Genomic DNA, 21,618 nt, shown 5'->3' on the forward strand with positions numbered 1-21,618 from the left:
CGGACCAAAGCGATCCTGCTCAGTCGGATTGCTGTTTACATACCCGGGCAGGAAACGCCAGTGCCGCCGAGCCCGCAATAGCCATCAGGATTCTTGTGAAGGTATTGCTGATGGAAGTCCTCGGCATAAAAGAATTCCGGTGCCCCGGTGACTTCGGTTGTCACGTCGGCTTGACCTGCTTCTTTCAGTGCAGCGTTGTAGTCCTGACGTGACTGAACGGCCGCTTGCTGTTGTTCAGGCGTAAAGGTGTAGATGACGGACCTGTACTGGGTGCCGATGTCATTGCCCTGACGCATCCCCTGAGTCGGGTCGTGGTTTTCCCAAAACAGCTTCAAAAGCGCTGAATAGGACGTCATAGCAGGATCAAAGACGACCAACACCACTTCGGCATGACCTGTCATACCGCTGCAAACTTCGCGATAGGTCGGGTTCTTGGTGAAGCCACCAGCATAGCCAACAGCAGTGCTGTAAACGCCTTCAGCTTTCCAGAACAGGCGTTCCGCCCCCCAGAAGCATCCCATGCCAAAGACGGCAATTTCCAGATGACCCGGGAAGGGGCCCTTCATCGGATTGCCTGTGACGATATTGGCATCGGCAACCGGCAGTGCTTCTTCGCGTCCCGGAAGCGCGGTGTCAGCGGTTGGCATTTTGGGTTTGTCTGATTTCAGCACGGAGAACATGTCTTGATTTCCCGAAGAAGAATTTGCGTTCATGCCTGCAATGTACTCCAGAAGCGCACAATAGCAATTCCCGTCTTGATCAAATGTCTTTGAACATTCTTTTGGCGGCACCCGCGATCACGCGGATAATCCGCACCCAAAGTTCATGGAACTGCATGATGGAATGGCTTTGCACAGGTTCAAGCATTTGAAATCGACAGCTTTGATGCTGTTGGGGGCGTTCAGTTTGCTGGTCGGGCTTTTGTTCCTGCCATTGCCACCACCATTTTTTGGCATGGTGTTTATTGCGCTTGGTATTCCATTGTTGGCAGCCGGATCAAAACGAACGCGGCGATTTATCCAGCATCTGCGTTGGCGGTATTACCGGCACAACACTAAGATCGAATTTTTTTTGGCAAAGATGCCCGGTTTCGTTCGAAGACACGGTCGGAAAACCCGCCCGGATGGCTTGATGCGGTCTGAAAAGATGGCGGCATCCGCCAGACAACGGTCTAAGGACTAACGCGTCGAACCAGGCAATCCGTCCCGGCAGATTTCAAGCTGTTGCAAGCCTGCGTTGCCTCGCCAGAGGAAGCATACATTCCGGTCAGCAGGCGGAAGAACAAACCTTTGCCTTCAATCGCGATGCTGACGACTTCATGGTCTGCGGCCGCCAGCATGCCATGCGATGCGCTTTGGAACTTCGTCCATGCATCTTCCGCACGTCCGCGCGAACGATACGCTGCAAGCTGAACAGCGTAGTAGGGGCTATCACTTTGTGCGGTTTGGCTACCGGCAGTTTGCGCTGGCGCCGAGTTTTCGGTTGATGGCGCCATCGCGTTTTGTGTTGCTACCGGCTCTGTCGAGGTGATCGGAAGTTCGATCATGGGTGCATCGGGTTTAGGATCAACAATATCAAGTTCACCCTGTTCGGTCGGGCGCGCGTTTGAGGTGACCATTGCACCCTTATGTTCTGTTGATGCTGCGTCGCCGGCAATCGTCGGCGCAGCAATGACGGGTACCGGTGCCGCGGATTGCACTGACTGACTGGGCACCGGCGCAGGGGCTGCAACCGGGGCAAGTTTCGACACTGCCGTTTCCGTTCCACTGCTCGCCGGCCCATCGGTTAGCTCAGCTGCGGGGACGGGCGTCGCTTCTGGCGTCGCATTGGGTGCAGCGGCCTGTCGGTCAATACGCGTCAGTCGCGCCGTGTTTTCGCTGACTTCCATCTCCATCCGAACCACGGGACTGGTAGGCGCTTCGGGTTCTGCCTCTACCACGCCACCGGTTTCATAAAACCGGCGGTCACGTTCGACCTTTGGCGGGTTTGGTAATTCTGGACCTGGTGCAACAGTGGCGGATGCGACAACTGCATCTATTTCTTTGGATCGCGCATATTTCGGAGAAGACGCATCAAGCGTGACAAGGCGTCGTTGGGCGAGGCTGTTGATGCTGCCTGAAAGCCGCACATCTTGGCCGCAATCAAGATCGATCTTGGCGTCGGGCGGCGTCGCGGTCAGCCAAACATAAAGTTTGCGCGCACTTTCATAGTTGCCGTCCATGTCATAAGAAATTGCCTGCAGGAAGTTATCCTCGGGGCTTCGATCAAGTGAAATCGGTTCGGATGGGGTGGAGCCATCCTTCGCCATTCCGGTGCCGGTGGAAGCCGTGTGGCCGAAAAACAAACCACAGGCGGCCCGGTTAAAGCTTGTTTTTTCCGCCGCAGGCAATTGTTCGTTCGATGGAGAACTTAGTTCTTGCGAGGCAGTGGATGAACCGAACCAAAGGCCCGAAAAATCAGAAGTGCTGCAAGCAGTCAGGAGCGGCAAGAGAGCTGCGGCAGTTATTCTTCCCCAGTTGCGTCGAAGGGGAGTGTTTGTTGTCGCAAACCTGATTTTCACGCTTCACCTGATCATCGCTGTATTGCAGAAAGTTATATCTTTCATCGCCAGCAAAAACAACTCCTGCTAATGCAACGATGATGATCAGCTGTCTTTGGAAATCAGGGAGATAGCAAATTCGACGGCAAGCGGTATAGCCTTCGGAAGGGCGGAACCGCAGGCAGATATAATCACCGCATGGCCAATGGAACCATGATCCCGATAAGCAGAATCAGCACGGTTACGGCGATGACGATATTTATGATGCCTTTTGTTGCCTTGTTTGCCGTTTCACGCGTCATGCCACGGCTTTGAGAAGATCGGCCGGAGGCACCCAACGCACCGCCCGCGTTCTCGGATGTCAAAATCTTGATGACCTGCTTCTTTTCCTTGCGGGTATCTTGGTCATACTTGTTTTCAACGATCCGTACTTCAGAATTGCCTTTGCTGCTGATCGCATCCTTGGCAGTCTTCAGGGCCGAACTGTAGTCCGATACCGGTTCGAGCTCCATCAGGTTCCCGGTCTTGCGCAGGCAAACCACAGTATAACTTTTGCTAAGTGCCGCGTCGGCCATCTTTATTCCTGTTTTTTGTGTACAACTTTGACAGACATATGGCGTGTTAGTGCAAAAATAAGAACCTATTCTAAAGAATAGGTTCTCTTGACGGTCAAACGGGAGAGATCAGTTCGTAATGCTGCTGGCCAGCGTTTTGTACTCTTCGCAGTCCATGCCACAAAGCTGTTCCAATCGCGCAAGGTTTTCCTGAGCCATTTCAGGTTTCCCGGTCTGAAGGAAAAGTTCGCCCTGATACTCAAGAGCACCGACATGTTCAGGGTCAATCATCAGGGCGCGTTCATAGTTTTGCGCCGCACTGTCAAAGTCACCCATCTTGCGCTGGCTGTAGGCAAGGTAATTGTAAAGATCTGCATTTTCCGGATCTTCTTCGAGCATGGTTTCAATCTTGTCGATCGCCATGTCGTACATGCCGGTATCAACAAGCTCCGTAACAGCGGAAAGGTCGGTACCTTCCGAACTCCAGCTATCCGAACTGCCCATTGCAAAAGCGTTGCCTGCCAGAAGCGGGGCGGCAAGCATCATCATAACAGCACATGCCTTGATCATTTTTGGGGTTTCACCGTTACGGTCCATCGTCGTACCTTTCTGTGATCTGGTTTGGCATTAATACGTGTGTCGGGACGCGCTGAAAGTGTGATTTATCACAACTGAACGTTTTTCCTGTTCACTTGTTGGTGAGAATTATGGCTTTGAAAGGGCCTAATCTGTGGGGGTAATTGAAACTCTTGCGTTGGGAATGGGCGGGGCCTGGGCCAGTGGTGTAAACCTCTATGGCACAGTGGTTATTCTTGGTCTTATGAACAATTTCGGGCTGCTTGATTTGCCGCCGGAGCTTCAGATTCTGGGAAGTTGGTGGGTGCTGGCTCTTGCGATATTCCTTTATCTGATCGAATTTGTGGCCGACAAAATTCCGATCGTTGATAGTGTCTGGGATGCCATTCATACCTTCATCAGGATTCCCGCCGGCGCACTTCTTGCCGCAGGCGCCATGAGCGGCCTTGATACCGGCATGGGCGATGGCCTTCAAACTGCGATTGCATTGCTGGTTGGCGGGACGGTCGCGGCCGGGAGCCACTTTACAAAGGCTGGCAGCCGCGCGGCAATCAATACATCGCCTGAACCGTTTAGCAACAGCATCGCCTCAGTCGCCGAGGATGTCGCCGTATTTGGCGCGCTGTACACGGTCGCTTTCCATCCGGTGGTTTTCTTTGTGTTGTTTGCCCTGTTCGTTCTGCTTCTGGTCTGGCTGGTGCCAAAGATCTGGCGGTTCATTGGACAGGTGTTTGGCAATGCGCGCCATCCGTCCGTGGCCTACGCCCAAACGCGTGCGCAACAAGCAAGCACTGGTACGGGGCTGCCAAAACTCAATCTGTCCGGGGCAGGCGGATCAGCTTTGCCACCATCGGACAAACCCAAACTTCCGCCTGAATAAGGTCACCTTGAGCCAAAAGAAAAGCCCGCAAGTATTTAACTTGCGGGCTTTATTGGTTGTGTTTCTAACGTCGATCAGAAGTCGGCTTCGATCACGCGATCGCGGATTTCGGCCGCCATCGCATCACCAAGCTCTTCAATGCCAAACGTCTTCTGGTGCTTGAACCCAATGCGACGGACCGAAGCGGTTTTTTCTTCGGCTTCGCGTTTGCCAAGCGCAAGGATCATCGGAACCTTTGCATGGCTGTGTTCGCGGACCTTGTAGTTGATCTTCTCGTTACGGGTATCGAGCTCAACATTCAGGCCCTTGGCTTCAAGTGCTGCCTTAACTTCATGGGCATAGTCGTCGGCATCATTGGTAATGGTGCAGACAACCGCATGAACCGGGGACAGCCACAGCGGCAAACGACCGGCATAGTTTTCGATCAGAATACCGATGAAGCGTTCAAGCGAGCCAAGGATCGCGCGGTGCAGCATGACCGGGCGGTGTTTTTCACCGTCTTCACCCATATAGGATGCATCAAGACGTTCCGGCAGAACGAAGTCAGCCTGAAGCGTGCCGCACTGCCAGTCACGACCGATGGCATCACGAAGCACGAACTCAAGCTTCGGCCCATAGAACGCGCCTTCACCCGGATTGACTTCAAGTGCCAGACCCGCTTCTTCAGCCGCTTCGCGGAGCGCCGCTTCGGCTTTGTCCCAAATCTCGTCAGAACCCGCACGCACTTCCGGACGGTCGGAGAATTTCACAAGAATGTCGGTAAAGCCGAAATCCTTGTAGACCGATTTCAGAAGGTCACAGAAAATCTTGGTTTCAGAGACAATCTGGTCTTCAGTGCAGAAGATATGGGCGTCATCCTGAATGAACTGACGGACACGCATGATGCCATGCAGACCGCCAGACGGCTCATTGCGGTGACAGCAGCCAAATTCCGCCATACGCAGTGGCAGGTCACGATAGGACTTGCTGCCAAGACGGAAGATCTGCACGTGACACGGACAGTTCATCGGCTTAAGCGCCAGAACCTTCTCGGGATCGTCTTCATCCGGGGTCGTGGTGAACATGTTCTCGCGGAACTTTTCCCAGTGACCGGATTTTTCCCAAAGCACGCGATCAACCAACTGCGGCGTACGCACTTCCTGATACCCGGCCGCATCAAGGCGATCACGGATATAGGTTTCAACCTTGCGATAAAGCTTCAGACCCTTGTCATGCCAGAACACAGAGCCCTGGGCCTCTTCCTGCATGTGGAACAGGTCCATTTCACGGCCAAGGCGACGGTGATCGCGCTTTTCGGCTTCTTCGAGCATGTGCAGATACGCATCCAGGTCTTCCTTGCTTTCCCAGCAAGTGCCATAGATACGCTGCAGCATTTCGTTATCCGAATTGCCACGCCAATAGGCGCCGGCAACCTTCATCAGCTTGAAGGCCTTGCCAATCTTGCCGGTCGACGGTGCATGCGGGCCACGGCACAGGTCGATGAAATCGCCCTGGCGATAGCAGGTAATGGTCTCGGTTTCCGGAAGATCACGGATGATCTCGGCTTTGTATTTCTCACCCTTATCAAGGAAGAACTTGATCGCCTCATCACGGTCCCAGACCTCGCGCACGATCTGTTCGTTGCGTTCGATGATCTTGTGCATCTGTTTTTCGATCTTCACAAGATCGTCGGGCGTAAACGGCGTTTCGCGGGCGAAATCGTAATAGAAACCGTTCTCGATCGACGGGCCAATCGTGACCTGCGTATCGGGATAAAGTTCCTGGACGGCTTCGGCCATGACATGCGCACAATCGTGACGGATCAGCGGCAGAACTTCCGCATGGCCCTTGGTCACGATTTCGATAGTCGCGTCAGTGTCAATCTCGCGCGCGAGGTCGCGCACTTCACCGTTGACGATGATGGCAAAGGACTTCTTTGCCAGCGAAGAACTGATGCTTTTGGCGACATCGAAACCCGATACCGGGCCGTCAAATTCGCGCACGGCACCATCGGGAAGGGTCAGGGCAATCATGGTTGGCTCAACTCTGCTTTATCTGCGGGCATAATTCAGGAATGCACATATAGGACCCGCATGTTTACGCGGGGTAAATGCACAAGAAAAGGAATTTCAGGATGAGGTCAAGTTCGCTCTTTGAAAAAAGCGACTTTCGGGACAGCACGAACCGCCGCAACGCCAATCAGGCGTGCAGTGTTTTTGGCGGTATTCAACTTTTTGTCGGCAAAGCCGTGCATTGATACTATCCCGTAAGGTGAAGACTTAATATAACAGGACAAACTTGTAGAGCAAGACGCAAGCCTTTGCCAAAGGCAGGTTTTGTTCAACACATTATTACGGCGCCACCAACGCCATCGAAGGGAGCCCCAAATGTCGAGCCCGGAAGTTCGCCGGAACATCATGATTTTGAGTCTGTGCGTCGCGTTGTCTGCCAGCGCGATGTCGTTGATTTTCACGGTCGCCGCTGTGATCGGCTTTTCGCTGGCCAGTGACAAATCCCTTTCAACCCTGCCAGTTGCCTTCATGATGATTGCCATGATGGCGATGACGGCCCCGTCGGCGGTTGTCATGGCCAAGATGGGCCGAAAATTCGGGTTCTGGATGGGGGCGACCATTGCCATGATGGGGGCAGTGTCGGGTATGGGCGCTGTCTACTACGCCAATTTCTGGCTGCTTTGTGTGGCATGTGCCTGCATTGGTGCTGGCAATGCCATCGCCATGCAATACCGTTTCGCCGCCGCAGAAGCCGCGCCGGTGGAATTTCGTGCACGTGCGATTTCCTACACCATGCTGGGCGGGCTTGCCTCGGCCTTTATCGGGCCGAACCTGGCAAGCTTTGCGCGGGACTGGTTTGAGACGATCCCGTTTCTTGGCACCTTCGTTGCCCTGATCGGCTTGCAGTTCCTGTTGGTGATTGCCATTGGTCAGCTGCGCTTGCCCGATATGCGCGGGCACAAGCATGCTGAACCGGCACGCCCGCTATCGACCGTGATGGGTCAACCCGCCGTTATTGTTGCGATCATTGCAGGCGCGCTTGGCTATGCGGTCATGAGCTTTGTGATGACGGCGACACCGCTTGCGATCCTTGATTGCGATTACGCGTTCGGTGATGCCGCCTTTATCATTCAGTGGCATGTGGTCGGCATGTATGCGCCCGGTTTCTTTACCGGTAACCTGATTAAGCGATTTGGTGCGCTCAAGGTCATTCAGGCCGGTGCAATCCTGAACTTTGCCTGTCTTGCGGTTGGTCTTGCCGGACAGGACTTGATCGGCAATTTCTGGGTGTCGTTGGTACTTCTCGGCGTTGGCTGGAACTTCATGTTTGTCGGTGCGACGACGTTCCTGACCGAAAACTACCGTCCGTCCGAACAGGCACGGGTACAGGCGATCAACGAATTTTGCGTGTTCGGCACCGTTGCGATTGCATCACTGTCGGCAGGCACGATCTATGCCGGGTCCGGATGGGGCACGCTGCTTTACAGTGCCGCTTTGCCGGTTGGTCTGGTGTTGCTGATCGTTGCGACCTTCGCGATCCGACGTAAGGCACAAGCAGCCTGAAGACAGGACTGTGATAGATAAAAAAGGGCCGCATGTGCGGCCCTTTTTCGTTGCGGTGACGATCAGTGATGACCGCTCAGGATATCGAGCGCGTGCGATCGGAATTCCCGATTATAGAGAACCAGCGTCACCCAGGTCGCACAAACAATGAAGGCAAGCGGATGATAGAACCACCCCAATGCCGACAGCGCAAAGAAATAGGCGCGAATTCCGCGGTTGAAGTTGTGGGCCGACATCATGCTCATGCGTGATGCACGTGCAGCCGCGCGGGCCGCATCTGGCGCGTCGGCTTCCGGGGCGGCACCGATCAGGATGGAGCAATAGTTGGATAACCGAAACGCCCACGTGAATTTGAAGAAGGCATAAATAAAGATCACGATCAGCAACACCACCTTGCACTCCCACACAGCTGGCGTGGTGACAGCGGCAAAGGGCAGGGCAGAAACAGTTTCAATCGCCTTGTCGGTATAACCAAGGAGCGCCATCAGACCGATCAGGACCAGAATGGTCGTCGAGGAAAAGAAACTGATGCCGGTAATCAGGTTGCTGGCGATTGATGTATCAACCATCCGGATGTCGCGTTTGAGCATCTGTTCCATCCAGCGATGGCGATTGCGTGCCATATGGGCGGAGATGGAGTTGCGGCGTCGCGAACTGGCATCGGCAAAAATCGTATAACCAACCCACCAGGCAAACGCCCAACAAATTGCGACAACATCAAGAAGCGTGAAGGTGGGCATAACGGGTTCCATTCAAAGCCGTTCCATCAGATTTATTCTAATCCTAGTGATAATGCGCTATCGTTCGCAATATTGTTTGCCACGCAATGTGATGGATGCATAGCAGATGGTCATGTCACCAGTCCGGGTTGAGTTTTCCCGCAATCCAGAGTATCAGCAGCGCAAATTTTGATTGGAGAGCGACATGAGCGATCTTGAAAACGATCTCGGCGACGACATCGACTTCGAAGAATTCGAAGCCCATACCGAAAAGCTGCTGGAAGACGGTCGCACCAAGGACGACCTGTTCGAGTTCATTGGTTTCATGAACATCAACGAAGTCGGCACGCACATGATCGCGGCCGAAATGGTGCTTGATGAAGATGCCATCGACCAGATGAGCAAAAACCTGCGCAAACTCGAAATCGATCTTTCACCCCTTGGTGAGCTTACCGGCGGCCTTAAGGGTGGCGAAGACGTCAAACGCGCCCTTGGTGCCCTGTTCCTGGAACTGGTCGAGCTTTGCGAAATTGATGAAGATGACGAAGACGCCGGCGAGCTTTCCGAAGAAGCCCTGCTGCTGTTGAACTTCATCAAACGCTTCAATCCGCAGATGCGCCGCCTGACGGTTGCACTGACCGACACCGATGATGATGATGTGTCCTGCGAATATGAAGTGACCAACTGGTAAGCCAAGGCTTGCCGTTCGGGCAAAAATTAATGTAGCTAAAGGCAGGGCATCGTTCCCTGCCTTTTTCTGTTTCGGAGCCACCACCGTGACCGCCTTGCGATCGACTGCTGCTGCCCAACGTCTTCAATCCTATCAGGACCGCTTTGCAAATGGCGAGGAGCCGATGCCAGAAGCCGCAAACCTGCGTGCGTGGATCGATGAGAACCGAGATGTTTTTCACTCGGTCATGGAATGCGACCTCAAAACATGCGCGAAGATCGTTTACGACTTTTCTTCAAACGGCGATGTGGTGATTGGTGGCGAGAGCGATCCGGCGCGCCAGACCGAAATCATGTGGCAGCAACTGGCCGATGCCAATGCCCCGGTTGGCATTGGGCGTTATCGCGAAGACCGCATCTGTTATCAGTCCGAACAGTTCAAAAACGATGGCGAGGCCCGCAGTCAGCACCTTGGTATTGATCTGTTCGCACCGGCATATACCCCGGTATTTGCGCCATTGGACGGTGTTGTGCATAGCTTTGCCGATAACAACCTGCATCTGGATTATGGGCCGACCATTATCTTGCAGCATGAACCGTCCGAGGGTATCAGGTTCTATACGCTCTATGGTCATCTCAGCCGCGAATCCCTGGAAGGGCTTTACAAGGGCAAGGAAATCAACGCCGGTGACATTCTGTGTCGGTTTGGCGATTTCCCGATCAATGGCGACTGGATCCCGCATCTGCATTTCCAGATCATCTTTGACATGCTGGGGCGCGAAGGGGACTTCTTTGGCGCTGCCAAACCGTCTGAATGGGATATCTGGGAAAGTATCTGCCCCAACCCGAACCTGATCCTGCAAATGCCCGAAAACGTGACCGCGTCACGGGAAGGGGTATAGATGCAACCGCGTCTGAAAGCCGGGTTGTGGATGCGCGCGCAGATCGCGATTTGCCAGTCGAACCTGATTACGGCGATGGTTGTCCATAAGGGCAACGAAGATGCAGGCGCCGTGCTTGTGAAGCTCAACCGGTTTGATGCAGGGTGCTTTGTCTATTCACGTGTGACGACACTTGATGGGGAGCTGGGCTGGATGCTGGTGGCCGGTGGCCCGGATGGGGACCGCGAAACCGAGTTTGCCTGCGATGAATATTGGCGCAAACAAATTGGCTATGATCCGGATGTCTGGGTGCTGGAAATCGAAGATCACAAGGGGCAATACGAACTTGATGCCCCGGTTGTCGATTTCTGACAGGCGCGTCTGAAAAAGAAAAAGGCTGGCAATCAAATGCCAGCCTTTACGTTTTGCATCACGCGGAAGCGATTGCTTATGCGGTGCGCTGCAGCAGGTGGTAACCGAAATCGGTCTCAACCACGTCAGACGTCGAACCAACTTCCATGCTGAACGCAGCAGCATCGAATTCCGGAACCATCATGCCACGGCCAAAGAAGCCAAGGTCGCCGCCCTGCTGGCCGGACGGGCAATCGGAATTGGCTTTTGCCAGTTCCGCGAAATCAGAACCGTTTGCGATCTGATCTTTCAGCGCGTTGATTTCGGTCAGGGCTTCGTCTTTGGTGCGGGTGGCGGTCGAACGTGCCGAACCGGCATACATCAGAAGAATGTGCGACGCGCGAACTTGTTCACTCATAATGGGTCCTTTCATCCGTCAAAACTTGCAACCGACGGATTTTCTGCAAGATTAGAAGTTTATGGATAACGCTAAGGGTCCAAATCCATGTACAGCCGTATGCTCCTGTACATAGGGTTGGACCCTAGACATTGCCCATGCCTTGTGGCTTGTTACGACAAATCGAACCGAGATGAAAGAGAAGAGGCAGATTGATGCTTGCTGTTGTGTCCCCGGCCAAGAAGCTGGATTTCGAAACAGACGTCCCGGAAATGTCTGTTTCTCAACCCGCATTTTTGGACGACACCGAACAACTTGTTGATGTCGCGCGCAAAAAAAGCCGCAGCGATTTGATGAAGCTCATGGGCATCAGCGAAAACCTTGCCGATCTGAACTATCAGCGTTTTCAGCATTTTTCGCGTCCGTTTAATAGCACCAACGCCAAACCGGCGATCTTTGCATTCCGCGGTGATACCTATGTCGGCCTTGATGCCGATACCATGAAGGCCGAAGACATCGACTGGGCAGAGGACCATTTTCGGATGCTTTCGGGCCTTTATGGCCTTCTGAAGCCGCGTGATTTGATGCAGCCATACCGTCTTGAAATGGGAACGCGCCTTTCGAACCCGCGGGGCAAGGACCTTTACGCGTTCTGGGATGATAAGCTTTCAAAAGAAATCAACGAGATTACCAAAGGTCACAAGGACCGTAGCCTGATCAATCTCGCCTCGAACGAGTATTTCAAATCGATCAAGACCAAGGTCCTTGATGGCCCGGTAATTACGCCTGTGTTCAAGGAAGTGAAGGGCGGTACGGCCAAGGTTGTCGGCTTCTCGGCAAAGCGTGCGCGTGGCATGATGGCACGCTATATGATTGACAATCGGCTCGAAGACCCGCAAGAGCTCAAGAAGTTTAATGTTGATGGCTATCGCTATCAGGATGACCTCTCGACCGAGACAGAGTGGGTCTTCACGCGTATTCACGATCAGTAACACCAACTATTCCGGTGAAACCATATGACCGACGAGCATCTTGAACAGCTCGAGGATGAGAATGTCTTACCAGAGGCGCATCCGTTTTCTGGCTATCTGCGCACGTTTTTCCGTGGGCCGGGCCGTTCGCGCAGTCTGACCCGCGAGGAGGCATTTGATGCGTTCTCGATGATCCTGCGCGACGAGGTCGAACCGATCCAGCTTGGCGCATTCCTTTTGATGCTGCGCTACCGTGCTGAAACGCCCGAAGAACTGGCTGGCATGATCGAAGCTGTGCGCAAGGCCGCGCGCCTTGAACCGGATGAAGACAGCAAAGATGACGCGCTTATGCGTCCTGCGCTGGATTGGCCATCCTATGCGGCCGGTCGGACCCGTGGTCTGCCTTGGTTCGTGCTGTCGGCGCTTTTGCTGTCACAGAATAATGTTCCGGTGCTGATGCATGGCTATAACTCGCATCTGGTCAACGGGATCAGCACAGAAGTTGCCATCAAGGCGCTTAAGCTTCCGATTGCCATGTCTGCAGAAGAAGCGCGTTCTGATATCGCATCGAAGGGCTTTGCATATCTGCCGCTGCGTCACATGCATCCCAAACTGCAGGAGCTGATCGGATTGCGTCCGCTTCTTGGATTGCGTAGTCCGGTCAATACGTTACTGCGTTTGCTTAATCCGTTGCATGCGCGTGCAGCCTTCCTTGGTGTGTTTCATCCGGCGTTTCTTGATGTCCATCGTGAAACCGGCAAGCTTTTGGAGCTTCCACGCATCGGTGTGATCAAGGGCGGTGGCGGCGAAGCCGAAAGAACACCCTATAAGCATGTCGATCTGCGCATGCTTGATAATGGTGAGCTGAATGATGTTCGCTGGCCCGCATTGCTATCAAAAACCGAAAAGGATGGCGAAGACCAAAGCCCTGTGTCGCTAAAGCACTTCCTGGCTGTCTGGCGTGGCGAGGTAGAAGATATTCCTGCCGAAGCCAAGATCAAGGGCAGTGCTGCCATGGCAGCCTTCCTTGCCGGCAAGGCGGATTACATGGATGAGGCAGAAAGCCTTGTGCAGGGCTGGTGGGATAATCGCGACCGTGATGTTGGCTGATGTTCCGTGATCAAGTGAGATCGAATAAAAGGGACGGGAAACCGTCCCTTTTTTAATGCTCAGAACGATGATCCGGGTTCTTTGAGAAACGCCACTTCCTCTGGCGTCGATGGACGACCCAGTATTTCATTGCGGTGTGGATAGCGGCCAAACCGGTCAATGATCTTCTTGTGTTTCAGCTCGAACTCGTAATTGTGCTCAAGGCCGGGCTGTGAAAACAGGTCAACCGCCACTTCATGAATGATTTCTGATTCCGAGTGCATGTAGGGCATATACAGAAATGCCTGTTCCTGCGGTGTGACCAGTTTGCGATCCAGCCTCAAGGAAACAGCTTCCTGTGCCAGCACCAATGCCATTGGATCTGATGCAAAGGACTGTGGCTGATCGCGGTACATATTGCGTGAAAACTGATCAAGAACGATGATTTCTGCAAGTCGTCCATGGGCGGTTTTGCGCCAGTTAAAAAGCTCTCCGGCCGTGGCGGCGGCATGAAAATCGGCAAAGCGTTCCGCGATATGGCGATCGAGGGCTTTATCCTTGATAAACCACTGTTTTTCTTCGAGTTCCTTGAACCAGAAAACAAGAACCGTTTCAGGTTTCATAATGTTTCCACCCATCTCATTGCAGGCTTTTGCGGCCCGTCGGCAAAGTTGCGGGTGATCTTCGCGCCCGGTTTAAGGCGCGTCAAGCCATCCGCAAAAAGATTGTCACGGACCTTGGGGCAAGGAGTTGACAGCAATCCGTCCGACGTGGATTATGACATTGTCTTTGGTGTTGATCCGATTGGACCAACTTAAAAGGGAACGTGGTGCGTCATGCATGACAAAGCCACGGCTGCCCCCGCAACTGTAAGCGGTCAGAGCATTGCATATGCCACTGGTGCAAACCGGGAAGGCGCATTGCTTTTCAAACCGTGAGCCAGGAGACCTGCCTTTGACTGCCGGGTGCCGATTGCCCGGTATGAAACTGTTGGACGCCGGGGTGAGCGTCAGGTTGCAGGGGTACAAACGGTCTTTTGAAGATCCGCAATCTTGCTTCCAGCCATCCTATCGTTCTTTGTCCTGACCCTGTGCGTTGGGCCGTTGGCCTGCGTGCATCGTTTGAGAAAGAGACGATTATATGTTGAAGACCCTTGGCAGGCTTGCAATTGCAAGCGCCTGTGTGCTGTCGGCGACCATGCCGACGCATGCGCATTTTCAATTGGCCTATACGCCGGACGTGAACGTGACCAAGGCCGGGGATCAGCCGGTGAAGCTGATTTTCTGGCACCCGTTTGAAAACGGCCATGTCATGGATATGGCCGAGCCGCTTGAATTTTATGCGGTTAACCGCGGCGAGAAAATTGATCTGAAATCAACGATTTCGCCGATTACTTTCACCGGAATTGCCAACTCGGCAGCTGCCTTTGACGCAACTTTGACTCTGCGCCGCAGCGGTGATTACGTCATGGTGGTGGTGCCGACGCCGTATTACGAAGAAAGCGAAGATATCTTCATCCAGCAGATCACGAAGTCCTATGTGAACCGCAATGAAATTCCGACCGACTGGATGGAACCGCAAGGTCTTAAAACCGAAATCCTGCCGCTTAATCGACCAACCAACATCATTGCCGGTTCGACCTTTACCGGCCGTGTCTTAAGCGAAGGCCAACCTGTGGCCGGTGTTGAAGTCGAAATCGAATACATGGCCGCAGAACCTGATATGGCCAGCAACACACCCAAAGGGCCAACGGCATCGCCAATGCCCGGTGGTGCGGTTGTGGCCATTTCCGATCAAAACGGGTATTTCACTTTTGGTGTCCCCAAAGCAGGTTTTTGGGGATTTGCAGCACTTGGCAGCGGCCCTGACAAAGAATTTCAGGGCAAGGAACTTTCACAGGATGCAGTCCTGTGGGTTCGCGCCTATGATGTGAAATAGGCGAGGGACAAAACAGATGCATATTGTTGATGGTGCGCTGGCACCGGAAGTCTTGATTGGCGGGGGTGTTCTTGCAGTTGCCGGGCTTAGCCTTGGACTGCGGAAACTGCCAATCGATAAAATTCCCGCAACCGGGGTTTTGTCGGCAACATTCTTTGTTGCCTCGCTTATTCATGTGCCGGTGGGACCATCCAGTGTGCATCTGATCATGAGCGGTCTTGCCGGGCTGGTGCTTGGCTGGACCGCGTTTCCGGCACTTTTTGTCGGTCTCTTGCTTCAGGCCGTTTTCTTTGGCTTTGGCGGTTTGACGGTTCTTGGCGTCAATACGGTCAATATCGCCTTTCCGGCTGTGCTGGCGGGCCTTTTGTTCCGGGGAATGGTGTCGCGCAGCAGCCCGGTCACGGCGGCCGTGCTTGGTGGATGTGCCGGTGCGTTTTCCATCGCGCTGACAACGGTGTTTGTCGCGATTTCGCTTGCACTCAGTGGTGATGCATTTGTTCCGGCGGCCAAGCTGGTCTTCTTTGCCCACATTCCGATCATGGTGGTCGAAGGACTGGTATCAGCGGCATCGGTGTATCTGATCGCCAAGGTCAAACCGGCCTTACTGCAGGCCGCCGATCAGACGTCGGGCTTTGAGATGCAGCCGGCAGCAACTTTGCGTGCAAAGCAGGCGGGCGAGGCATCAAATGGCTAGATCACTCATGCTGGTCTTTGCGCTTGGTATGCTTGTGTTCGGCGCAGCACCTGCACAGGCGCACAAGGTTATCGCATCCCTGTTTCCAAGTGGTTCGAACATCGAAGGTGAAATCGGTTTCTCCAACGGTGTCATGGCTGAAAACACGCCTGTTGAGATCTTTGACCTTGATGGCAACAAGATTGATGAAGTTACCACCGATGGTGACGGTTTCTTTATCTACACACCAAGCCAGCAGGTTGATCTGCGTTTTCGTGCCGATCTCGGGGCAGGCCACGTTGCCGAAGCAACCTTTTCCATAGCGGACCTGGCGGGTGTTGATGGGGCTTTGCAATCGGAAACGTCAAAGACACCGGTTGCATCAGGCGTAGGATCGAACGCTGGGCCTGCAATTACCCGCGAACAGGAAGAAATCATCGCGACCATCGTGCGTGATGAATTGCGTCCGCTCAGACGCGAACTTACCGCCTATAAGGAAAAGAATGATCTTCAATCGATTCTGGGCGGCATTGGCTATATATTCGGTGCCTTCGGGATCATTTATTACATCGCTGCGCGACGGCTAAGAGCAAAAGCACCCAACGCATGAGCCACCTTTTCGGACATGACCAACCCCTGAGCGTTCAGGCGCGTGGCGGGCATTCACCGTCATTCGTCGGGACGTTCGATCCCAGGGTAAGGGGGGTCGCGGCCTGTGTTTTTGCAATCGTCGTGGTGGCCCTGCATCAGATCGAATTCGCACTGGGTGCCCTGATATTTGCCGCCATTACCATGAGCCTGACGGACTTGCCGCTGCGTGCAACTCTGAAACGCATGGCGGCGATGGACGGCTTCATTATCGTGATGCTGGTAATGTTGCCGTTTACGACCCCCGGAACACCGATGTTTTCGGTCCTTGGGGCAGAGGCCAGCAAGGAAGGCCTGATGCATGCCATCCTTGTCGGCATACGGGCCAATGCGGTTGTCCTGATGATGCTGAGCCTTTTGTCGGGTATGACGCCGGTGACACTTGGCCACACACTGTATCGTTTGAAATGTCCGCCGGTTCTGGTGCATCTGATGATGTTCACGGTGCGCTATATTTCGGTGCTTCATGACGAATATCATCGTCTTCGCATGGCGATGAAACTTCGCGGGTTTAAGGCACGCAACAATGCCCATACCTACCGGTCTTTTGGCTATTTGTTTGGCATGTTGGTGGTGCGGTCGCTTGAACGGGCCGAACGTGTGCTTGAAGCCATGAAATGCCGCGGATTTAGTGGTCATTTCCCGATGATTGATGATCTGGAATTCAAGCGTCGGGACGGTGCATTTGCCGTTTTCTTTCTTGCCCTGATTATTGCCCTTGTCCTGATGGATAGAATGTATGTCGTCGCTTATTGAATTGAATGATATTTCCTATGGTTATCGGGCAGGGCAGAATGTGCTTGATCGTGTCAGTCTAACGCTTGATCCGGGTGAACGACTGTTCCTTGCAGGGCCGAATGGGGCTGGTAAAAGCACGCTTTTGCGTATTCTTGTCGGCCTGATTAAGCCGCATGCGGGCGAAATCCGTGCCTTTGGTACCCCGCGTGTGACCGATGCAGAATTTCACGATTTGCGCTGCCGGGTTGGTTTTATCGTGCAGGATCCCGATGACCAGCTGTTTTGCCCGACCGTGATTGAGGACATCGCCTTTGGTCCGCTAAACTTGGGTGCCAGTCGCGAGGAAGCCCTTGCGATTGTGGATGAGGTCCTGGATCAACTGCATCTCAAACACCTGCGTGAACGTATTACCCATGAGCTTTCTGGTGGTGAGAAACGGCTGGTTTCGGTTGCCGCAGTCCTTGCCATGAAGCCCGATGTTTTGCTGCTTGATGAGCCTACAAACGCGCTTGATGAAGAAAACCTGCGCCGGCTTGAAGAAATCCTGCTGGGGCTGCCACAAGCCATGATCCTTGTCTCGCACGATCCGCATTTCAGACGGAAACTTGCAACGCGGATTATTGAATTGCGCACCGGAAAAGTGCTTCAATTGCCAGACAAGAAATGCACGGCCAGCGAACGCGCGAACCAGGCCGAGGCCACATCCTGAGGACCCTGTGCCTCGGACGATCATGAAAGGGCGGTGATGACATCAAACCTATCCCCGTTTTCCAAACCGGCCTTTCGCCATCTGTTTTCCGCCCAGATTACGTCCCTGATCGGGACCGGGCTGACGACGGTGGCGCTATCGCTGTTGGCTTATGATCTTGCCGAGGATGACGCTGGTCGGGTGCTCGGTTCCATCCTCGTTTTGAAAATGGTGGCCTATCTCGTGATCGCGCCGGTGGCTGGCGGCATGGCCCATCTGTTGCCGCGCCGAATGTGGCTGGTCGGCTTGGATGTTTTGCGTGCGGCGATCGTGCTTTGTCTGCCCTTTGTTGATCAGGTCTGGCAGATTTTCGTTCTGGTGTTTGTTGTAAACGCGGCCTCAGCCGCCTTTACCCCTGTGTTTCAGGCGATCATCCCGGAAATCCTCCCGGATGAAAAGGCATATACCAAGGGGCTTTCTTACGCGCGGCTGGCCTATGACCTTGAAAATCTGGCCAGCCCGGCCTTGGCCGCGGCCCTTTTGGTTGTGTGGTCGTTTGACAGTCTGTTTTTGGCCAATAGCCTGACCTTTGCGATCTCGGCTTTGCTGATCATGACAGCTCAGATCCCGCAGGCCGCACCAACGGATCGGACTGGCGGCATTTATGCCAATACGGTGTTTGGCATTGTGGCTTATCTCAAGACGCCGCGTTTACGCGGGCTTCTGGCTGTTTACTTTGCCGTCTCATCGGTTGGGGCAATGATCATCGTCAATACCGTCGTTCTGACCCGCGGCATTCTTGGCGGGACAGAGTTGCTGACGACAAGTTTTCTGGCCTGTGCCGGCACCGGATCGATGTGTGCGGCGTTCCTGATTCCGCGGCTGATCGAACGCGTCGGTGAACGCCATCTGATGTTGGCGGGTATTGTCGCTGCCGCGGTCGCGATGTTGCTTGGCGGTGCTTTGATGATTTCAGATTTGGCGTCAGTCTTCGCGTTTGCAGTTCTGTGGCTGATTGCCGGGGCAGGTACAACATTTGCCCAGACCCCCGGTGGACGGCTTGTGCAACGTTCCGCTGGGGACGGGGATCGTTCTGCGTTCTTTGCTGCCAACTTCGCGTTATCGCATGGCGGGTGGCTGTTTGCTTATGGCATCGTTGGCTGGCTTGGAAGTTTGGCGGATCTGTCGGCTGCTTTTCTGGCATCAGGCGGCATGGCAATCGGTTCTGTGATTGTTGCTGTCATGCTCTGGCCGAAAGAAGACAGACTTGAAATCAAACACAGTCATCCGGGGTTCTGGCACGAACATCCGCACGACCATAATGACCCGCATCACGTCCATGTTCACGAGCATGCGGCCGAAACAGACAAGCATCGCCATCGGCACTTCCACCCGCCTGTAACCCATAAACATCGCTTTGTGATCGACAGCCACCATACAAAATGGCCGATGGAAAGTGGTGATCGGGTCTAGGGAGTGGGGGCAAAAACAACGAATGTGAGGAAAGCTCACTTTTGAGTTCTGTGGGGTGCGTTGTGACATTTCAAAAAGTATGAGGATATGAATTCAGGTGCCCTCACAGCGCGCCTGAAACAACAGACTTGGCCTGTGGTTGTTTTGCGTTATGGTTTTGCAATTCAAACAGGGAGGGCGAGTTATGGAAGTTGTGTATGTATCAGCAGACGGGCAAGAACACTGGATTGATGCCAAAATCCGCCCGACATTAACCCTTGATCAGGCGATTGCGCAAAGCCGACCCGGGCAAATGATCCGGATGATTGCGGGGGATTATTGCTTTGATGAACCCTTGCGTTTCCCGTGCAGTGGGACGGCTGATCAACCGATCATTGTGCGCGGCGAACCCGATGCGATAATCGACGCTGCAAAGCTTCCTGATTCTTCCGTTTCGGCAAGTAATCCGGGACGCGATGGGTATGCCGTTTTCCAATTGATTGATGTCGCCCATATCCGGCTTGAGCTTTTTACCATCAAGCGAGCTTGGCCAAGTGCTGTCTATATCGAAAACAGTCAGCATCTGGCGTTTCGCGACCTTGATATCACCGAGGGCACCTATGCGTTTTATGCCAACGGCGAACAAACCCGCGGCATCTCGATCACGGGTTGCCATTGGGTCCAAAACCCCGATATCTGGCGTCAGATTCGCTGGGATGAAATTCATGACGGCAAGGACGAAGACGGCAATGTTATCGAGGTTGAATATCGCTACCTGAACGGGGCATTCTTTGGATCTGATGATATTATCGGGGATGTCGAAATCATCCGAAACGATATCTGTGATTGCTATAACGGCGTTCGGATGGATGTATCCCAGCATAATCTGGATGCACCGGTCGGCAGCTTTAACCGCGACGTCAGGATCTTTGACAACCGGTTCAGATATATCCGCGACAACCCGATAGAGCCCGAAGCAACCGCCCTGGGCTGGTGGATCGGCCGCAACCGGTTTTATAACTGCCATAAGCTGTTTTCGCAGGACGGTGTGCGTGGCGGGTTCTGGTATTATTTCGGCAATATCTGCTGGTTTGACAGCCGCCCGGGCCCGGAAGGGGACGAGAATAACGGCGGTGCTGTTTTCAAACTGGGCAAGGGCGGATCAGTAGCCCAGCCGGATTATATTTCCGCCTGCCTGCACAACAGCTTTTTCCTGCGCCAGAAATACATCAAGAAGGGCACGACGCGTGGCCTGATCAATGCCCGCAATGCGATTGAACATGCCGATCCGGCAAAACTCCCCGAAGACCTTATGCCATTTGATCAGACATTCTTTGGTCCGGCCGACAAACTTTCGCTGTCGGCGGATGGTCCATTGCCTGTTTCGTTTGAGGGCGATCTTGCCAACCATCCGACGTATCCGGCGGTGTTTGATCTCTATGATGGCGTTTTGCGTAATCCGCGTGTTTCCGATGGCCCGTTGTTCGAAGATGGCTTGTCCGGGCGTTTTGATCTTCGCGCGCAACATCGGGAAGGGTATTGCGACACACTCAGCATCCCGATGCCCGATGGTGGCACATGGTTTTCTCACCCTGCTTGCTGGCCCGGTGCTTCGACAGATGGGGAAATCTTCGAGGGGCCGGACTATGTTCCCGTCGATCTGGATTACGTTCGAAGTTTGCCTGTTCGCGGCGAGTGAAAGGACGTCTTCGTAATGCACGACACCCGATGTTATTGCCTGACGTATGCGTAAATCAGTTGACTGGGCTGTCGGAATGTTGCGATGTTGACGCACCGCATTCAACAAACAAGAAAAAATATGAACGAAAAGCTTTATAGCATTACCGAGCTGGCCGAAGAATTTGACATTACGCCGCGTGCGATCCGGTTTTACGAAACCAAGAACCTGCTTGCACCACAGCGAGCCGGTGCGACGCGCGTATATAATTACCGTGACCGGGCGCGGCTGATGCTGGTGCTGCGTGGCAAGCGTCTTGGTTTCTCGCTTGAGGATATCAAGGAATATATCGATCTCTATGACGCAGACCGCAGTCGGACGGAACAGCTTGCGCATCTGATGCTGGTCGGACGTCGCCGGATCGAAGAGCTTGAACAGCAGCTTGAAGACGTGCAGACGACCTTGCAGGAACTGCGCACGATTGAGAATGAAGCAATTGATTCGCTTCGTGAAAAGGGCATCGACCCGGAAAAGGCCGTTGCCGATATCAAGGCCAAGCTTGTCGCAGAAACCGCCTGAAATTATCGACGCTTCTGCCTGAAACGAAAAAGCCCGGTGAAACA

General features: G+C 53.8%; 25 protein-coding genes and 1 riboswitch. Of the genes, 17 read left to right on the top strand and 8 right to left on the bottom strand.

The annotated features are described in order from the left end of the window. Positions 1 to 35: 35 nt before the first annotated feature. Complete coding sequence (gene msrA / locus WBY09_RS10190) at positions 36 to 680, bottom strand: peptide-methionine (S)-S-oxide reductase MsrA (protein ID WP_064781049.1); 645 nt, start codon at positions 678 to 680, stop codon at positions 36 to 38. Positions 681 to 885: 205 nt separating this feature from the next. Between msrA and WBY09_RS19915 the strand changes: the two genes are divergently transcribed. Next, on the top strand, positions 886 to 1,182 hold the full coding sequence (locus WBY09_RS19915; protein WP_064780967.1) for a hypothetical protein: 297 nt from the start codon (positions 886 to 888) through the stop codon (positions 1,180 to 1,182). Here WBY09_RS19915 and WBY09_RS10195 read toward each other — a convergent pair. Next, on the bottom strand, positions 1,172 to 2,308 hold the full coding sequence (locus WBY09_RS10195) for an SPOR domain-containing protein (RefSeq protein WP_336232663.1): 1,137 nt from the start codon (positions 2,306 to 2,308) through the stop codon (positions 1,172 to 1,174). The two genes, WBY09_RS19915 and WBY09_RS10195, sit on opposite strands and share 11 nt — an antisense overlap. Here WBY09_RS10195 and WBY09_RS10200 point away from each other — a divergent pair. Further along, positions 2,289 to 2,630, top strand: a complete 342-nt coding sequence (locus WBY09_RS10200) for a hypothetical protein (RefSeq protein ID WP_157097734.1) — start codon at positions 2,289 to 2,291, stop codon at positions 2,628 to 2,630. The two genes, WBY09_RS10195 and WBY09_RS10200, sit on opposite strands and share 20 nt — an antisense overlap. A 100-nt stretch (positions 2,631 to 2,730) precedes the next feature. Here WBY09_RS10200 and WBY09_RS10205 read toward each other — a convergent pair whose 3' ends face one another. Both WBY09_RS10205 and WBY09_RS10210 read right to left on the bottom strand, forming a co-directional pair. After that, the gene (locus WBY09_RS10205; RefSeq protein ID WP_286792085.1) at positions 2,731 to 3,114 is read right to left on the bottom strand and encodes a hypothetical protein; all 384 of its coding nucleotides are present in this window, start codon (positions 3,112 to 3,114) and stop codon (positions 2,731 to 2,733) included. Positions 3,115 to 3,222: 108 nt separating this feature from the next. Then, entirely contained in the window at positions 3,223 to 3,690 is a 468-nt protein-coding gene (locus tag WBY09_RS10210; RefSeq protein ID WP_286792084.1) for a tetratricopeptide repeat protein, read from the bottom strand. Positions 3,691 to 3,823: 133 nt separating this feature from the next. On the opposite strand from WBY09_RS10210, the gene WBY09_RS10215 reads away from it, so the two are divergent. Next, the gene (locus WBY09_RS10215) at positions 3,824 to 4,549 is read left to right on the top strand and encodes a DUF4126 domain-containing protein (protein ID WP_286792083.1); all 726 of its coding nucleotides are present in this window, start codon (positions 3,824 to 3,826) and stop codon (positions 4,547 to 4,549) included. A gap of 74 nt (positions 4,550 to 4,623) precedes the next feature. On the opposite strand, the gene thrS is transcribed toward WBY09_RS10215, so the two are convergent. Next, positions 4,624 to 6,561 (bottom strand): threonine--tRNA ligase, encoded by a 1,938-nt coding sequence (gene thrS / locus WBY09_RS10220; protein WP_336232664.1) that lies wholly within the window; start codon positions 6,559 to 6,561, stop codon positions 4,624 to 4,626. Positions 6,562 to 6,915: 354 nt separating this feature from the next. Here thrS and WBY09_RS10225 point away from each other — a divergent pair, with 354 nt between their 5' ends. Beyond that, complete coding sequence (locus WBY09_RS10225) at positions 6,916 to 8,103, top strand: MFS transporter (protein ID WP_286792080.1); 1,188 nt, start codon at positions 6,916 to 6,918, stop codon at positions 8,101 to 8,103. Positions 8,104 to 8,165: 62 nt separating this feature from the next. On the opposite strand, the gene WBY09_RS10230 is transcribed toward WBY09_RS10225, so the two are convergent. Further along, the gene (locus tag WBY09_RS10230) at positions 8,166 to 8,855 is read right to left on the bottom strand and encodes a DUF599 domain-containing protein (RefSeq protein ID WP_008890722.1); all 690 of its coding nucleotides are present in this window, start codon (positions 8,853 to 8,855) and stop codon (positions 8,166 to 8,168) included. 172 nt (positions 8,856 to 9,027) lie between these two features. Here WBY09_RS10230 and WBY09_RS10235 point away from each other — a divergent pair, with 172 nt between their 5' ends. The 3 genes from WBY09_RS10235 (at position 9,028) to WBY09_RS10245 (ending at position 10,744) form a co-directional block, all read left to right on the top strand. Then, positions 9,028 to 9,513 carry a hypothetical protein gene (locus WBY09_RS10235; protein ID WP_008890721.1) on the top strand — a complete coding sequence of 162 codons (486 nt, stop codon included), beginning with the start codon at positions 9,028 to 9,030 and terminating at the stop codon, positions 9,511 to 9,513. Positions 9,514 to 9,598: 85 nt separating this feature from the next. Continuing rightward, positions 9,599 to 10,393: a peptidoglycan DD-metalloendopeptidase family protein gene (locus tag WBY09_RS10240; protein WP_336232665.1), complete on the top strand. Its 795-nt coding sequence runs from the start codon at positions 9,599 to 9,601 to the stop codon at positions 10,391 to 10,393. Next, complete coding sequence (locus WBY09_RS10245; protein WP_197147540.1) at positions 10,394 to 10,744, top strand: DUF1491 family protein; 351 nt, start codon at positions 10,394 to 10,396, stop codon at positions 10,742 to 10,744. It abuts the gene before it with no gap. A 76-nt stretch (positions 10,745 to 10,820) separates the two neighbouring features. Here the strand turns inward: WBY09_RS10245 and WBY09_RS10250 are convergent, their stop codons facing one another. Next, a complete protein-coding gene (locus tag WBY09_RS10250) occupies positions 10,821 to 11,141 on the bottom strand; it encodes a peptidylprolyl isomerase (protein ID WP_063089685.1) in 321 nt (106 codons plus the stop codon). A gap of 194 nt (positions 11,142 to 11,335) precedes the next feature. Between WBY09_RS10250 and yaaA the strand changes: the two genes are divergently transcribed. Together yaaA and WBY09_RS10260 are read left to right on the top strand one after the other, a co-directional pair. Next, positions 11,336 to 12,112 carry a peroxide stress protein YaaA gene (yaaA, locus tag WBY09_RS10255; protein ID WP_197147539.1) on the top strand — a complete coding sequence of 259 codons (777 nt, stop codon included), beginning with the start codon at positions 11,336 to 11,338 and terminating at the stop codon, positions 12,110 to 12,112. 24 nt (positions 12,113 to 12,136) lie between these two features. After that, positions 12,137 to 13,201, top strand: a complete 1,065-nt coding sequence (locus WBY09_RS10260; RefSeq protein WP_008890716.1) for a glycosyl transferase family protein — start codon at positions 12,137 to 12,139, stop codon at positions 13,199 to 13,201. A 59-nt stretch (positions 13,202 to 13,260) separates the two neighbouring features. Here the strand turns inward: WBY09_RS10260 and WBY09_RS10265 are convergent, their stop codons facing one another. After that, entirely contained in the window at positions 13,261 to 13,803 is a 543-nt protein-coding gene (locus WBY09_RS10265; protein ID WP_336232666.1) for a DUF924 family protein, read from the bottom strand. Between the two features lie 150 nt (positions 13,804 to 13,953). Beyond that, a riboswitch (cobalamin riboswitch) is annotated at positions 13,954 to 14,150 on the top strand. Between the two features lie 170 nt (positions 14,151 to 14,320). On the opposite strand from WBY09_RS10265, the gene WBY09_RS10270 reads away from it, so the two are divergent. The 8 genes from WBY09_RS10270 to WBY09_RS10305 all read left to right on the top strand — a co-directional run bounded on the left by WBY09_RS10270 (position 14,321) and on the right by WBY09_RS10305 (position 21,574). Then, complete coding sequence (locus tag WBY09_RS10270; protein WP_336232667.1) at positions 14,321 to 15,118, top strand: DUF4198 domain-containing protein; 798 nt, start codon at positions 14,321 to 14,323, stop codon at positions 15,116 to 15,118. A 16-nt stretch (positions 15,119 to 15,134) separates the two neighbouring features. Further along, positions 15,135 to 15,812, top strand: coding sequence for a cobalt transporter CbiM (gene cbiM, locus WBY09_RS10275; protein ID WP_336232668.1), 678 nt, complete (start codon positions 15,135 to 15,137; stop codon positions 15,810 to 15,812). After that, complete coding sequence (locus WBY09_RS10280) at positions 15,805 to 16,401, top strand: cobalt ABC transporter permease (RefSeq protein ID WP_336232669.1); 597 nt, start codon at positions 15,805 to 15,807, stop codon at positions 16,399 to 16,401. Before cbiM ends, WBY09_RS10280 begins: the two co-directional genes overlap by 8 nt. Further along, positions 16,398 to 17,195, top strand: a complete 798-nt coding sequence (gene cbiQ, locus WBY09_RS10285; protein WP_336232670.1) for a cobalt ECF transporter T component CbiQ — start codon at positions 16,398 to 16,400, stop codon at positions 17,193 to 17,195. The genes WBY09_RS10280 and cbiQ overlap by 4 nt, the downstream gene beginning before the upstream one ends. Beyond that, positions 17,179 to 17,886 (top strand): energy-coupling factor ABC transporter ATP-binding protein, encoded by a 708-nt coding sequence (locus WBY09_RS10290; protein ID WP_336232671.1) that lies wholly within the window; start codon positions 17,179 to 17,181, stop codon positions 17,884 to 17,886. The genes cbiQ and WBY09_RS10290 overlap by 17 nt, the downstream gene beginning before the upstream one ends. A 36-nt stretch (positions 17,887 to 17,922) precedes the next feature. Continuing rightward, the gene (locus tag WBY09_RS10295; protein ID WP_336232672.1) at positions 17,923 to 19,338 is read left to right on the top strand and encodes an MFS transporter; all 1,416 of its coding nucleotides are present in this window, start codon (positions 17,923 to 17,925) and stop codon (positions 19,336 to 19,338) included. A 184-nt stretch (positions 19,339 to 19,522) separates the two neighbouring features. Beyond that, the gene (locus WBY09_RS10300; RefSeq protein ID WP_336232673.1) at positions 19,523 to 21,016 is read left to right on the top strand and encodes a hypothetical protein; all 1,494 of its coding nucleotides are present in this window, start codon (positions 19,523 to 19,525) and stop codon (positions 21,014 to 21,016) included. Between the two features lie 120 nt (positions 21,017 to 21,136). Beyond that, the gene (locus tag WBY09_RS10305) at positions 21,137 to 21,574 is read left to right on the top strand and encodes a MerR family transcriptional regulator (RefSeq protein ID WP_336232674.1); all 438 of its coding nucleotides are present in this window, start codon (positions 21,137 to 21,139) and stop codon (positions 21,572 to 21,574) included. Positions 21,575 to 21,618 lie beyond the last annotated feature (44 nt).

This window comes from Thalassospira sp. CH_XMU1458 (assembly GCF_037027205.1).
In the GTDB taxonomy this organism is placed as follows: domain Bacteria; phylum Pseudomonadota; class Alphaproteobacteria; order Rhodospirillales; family Thalassospiraceae; genus Thalassospira; species Thalassospira tepidiphila.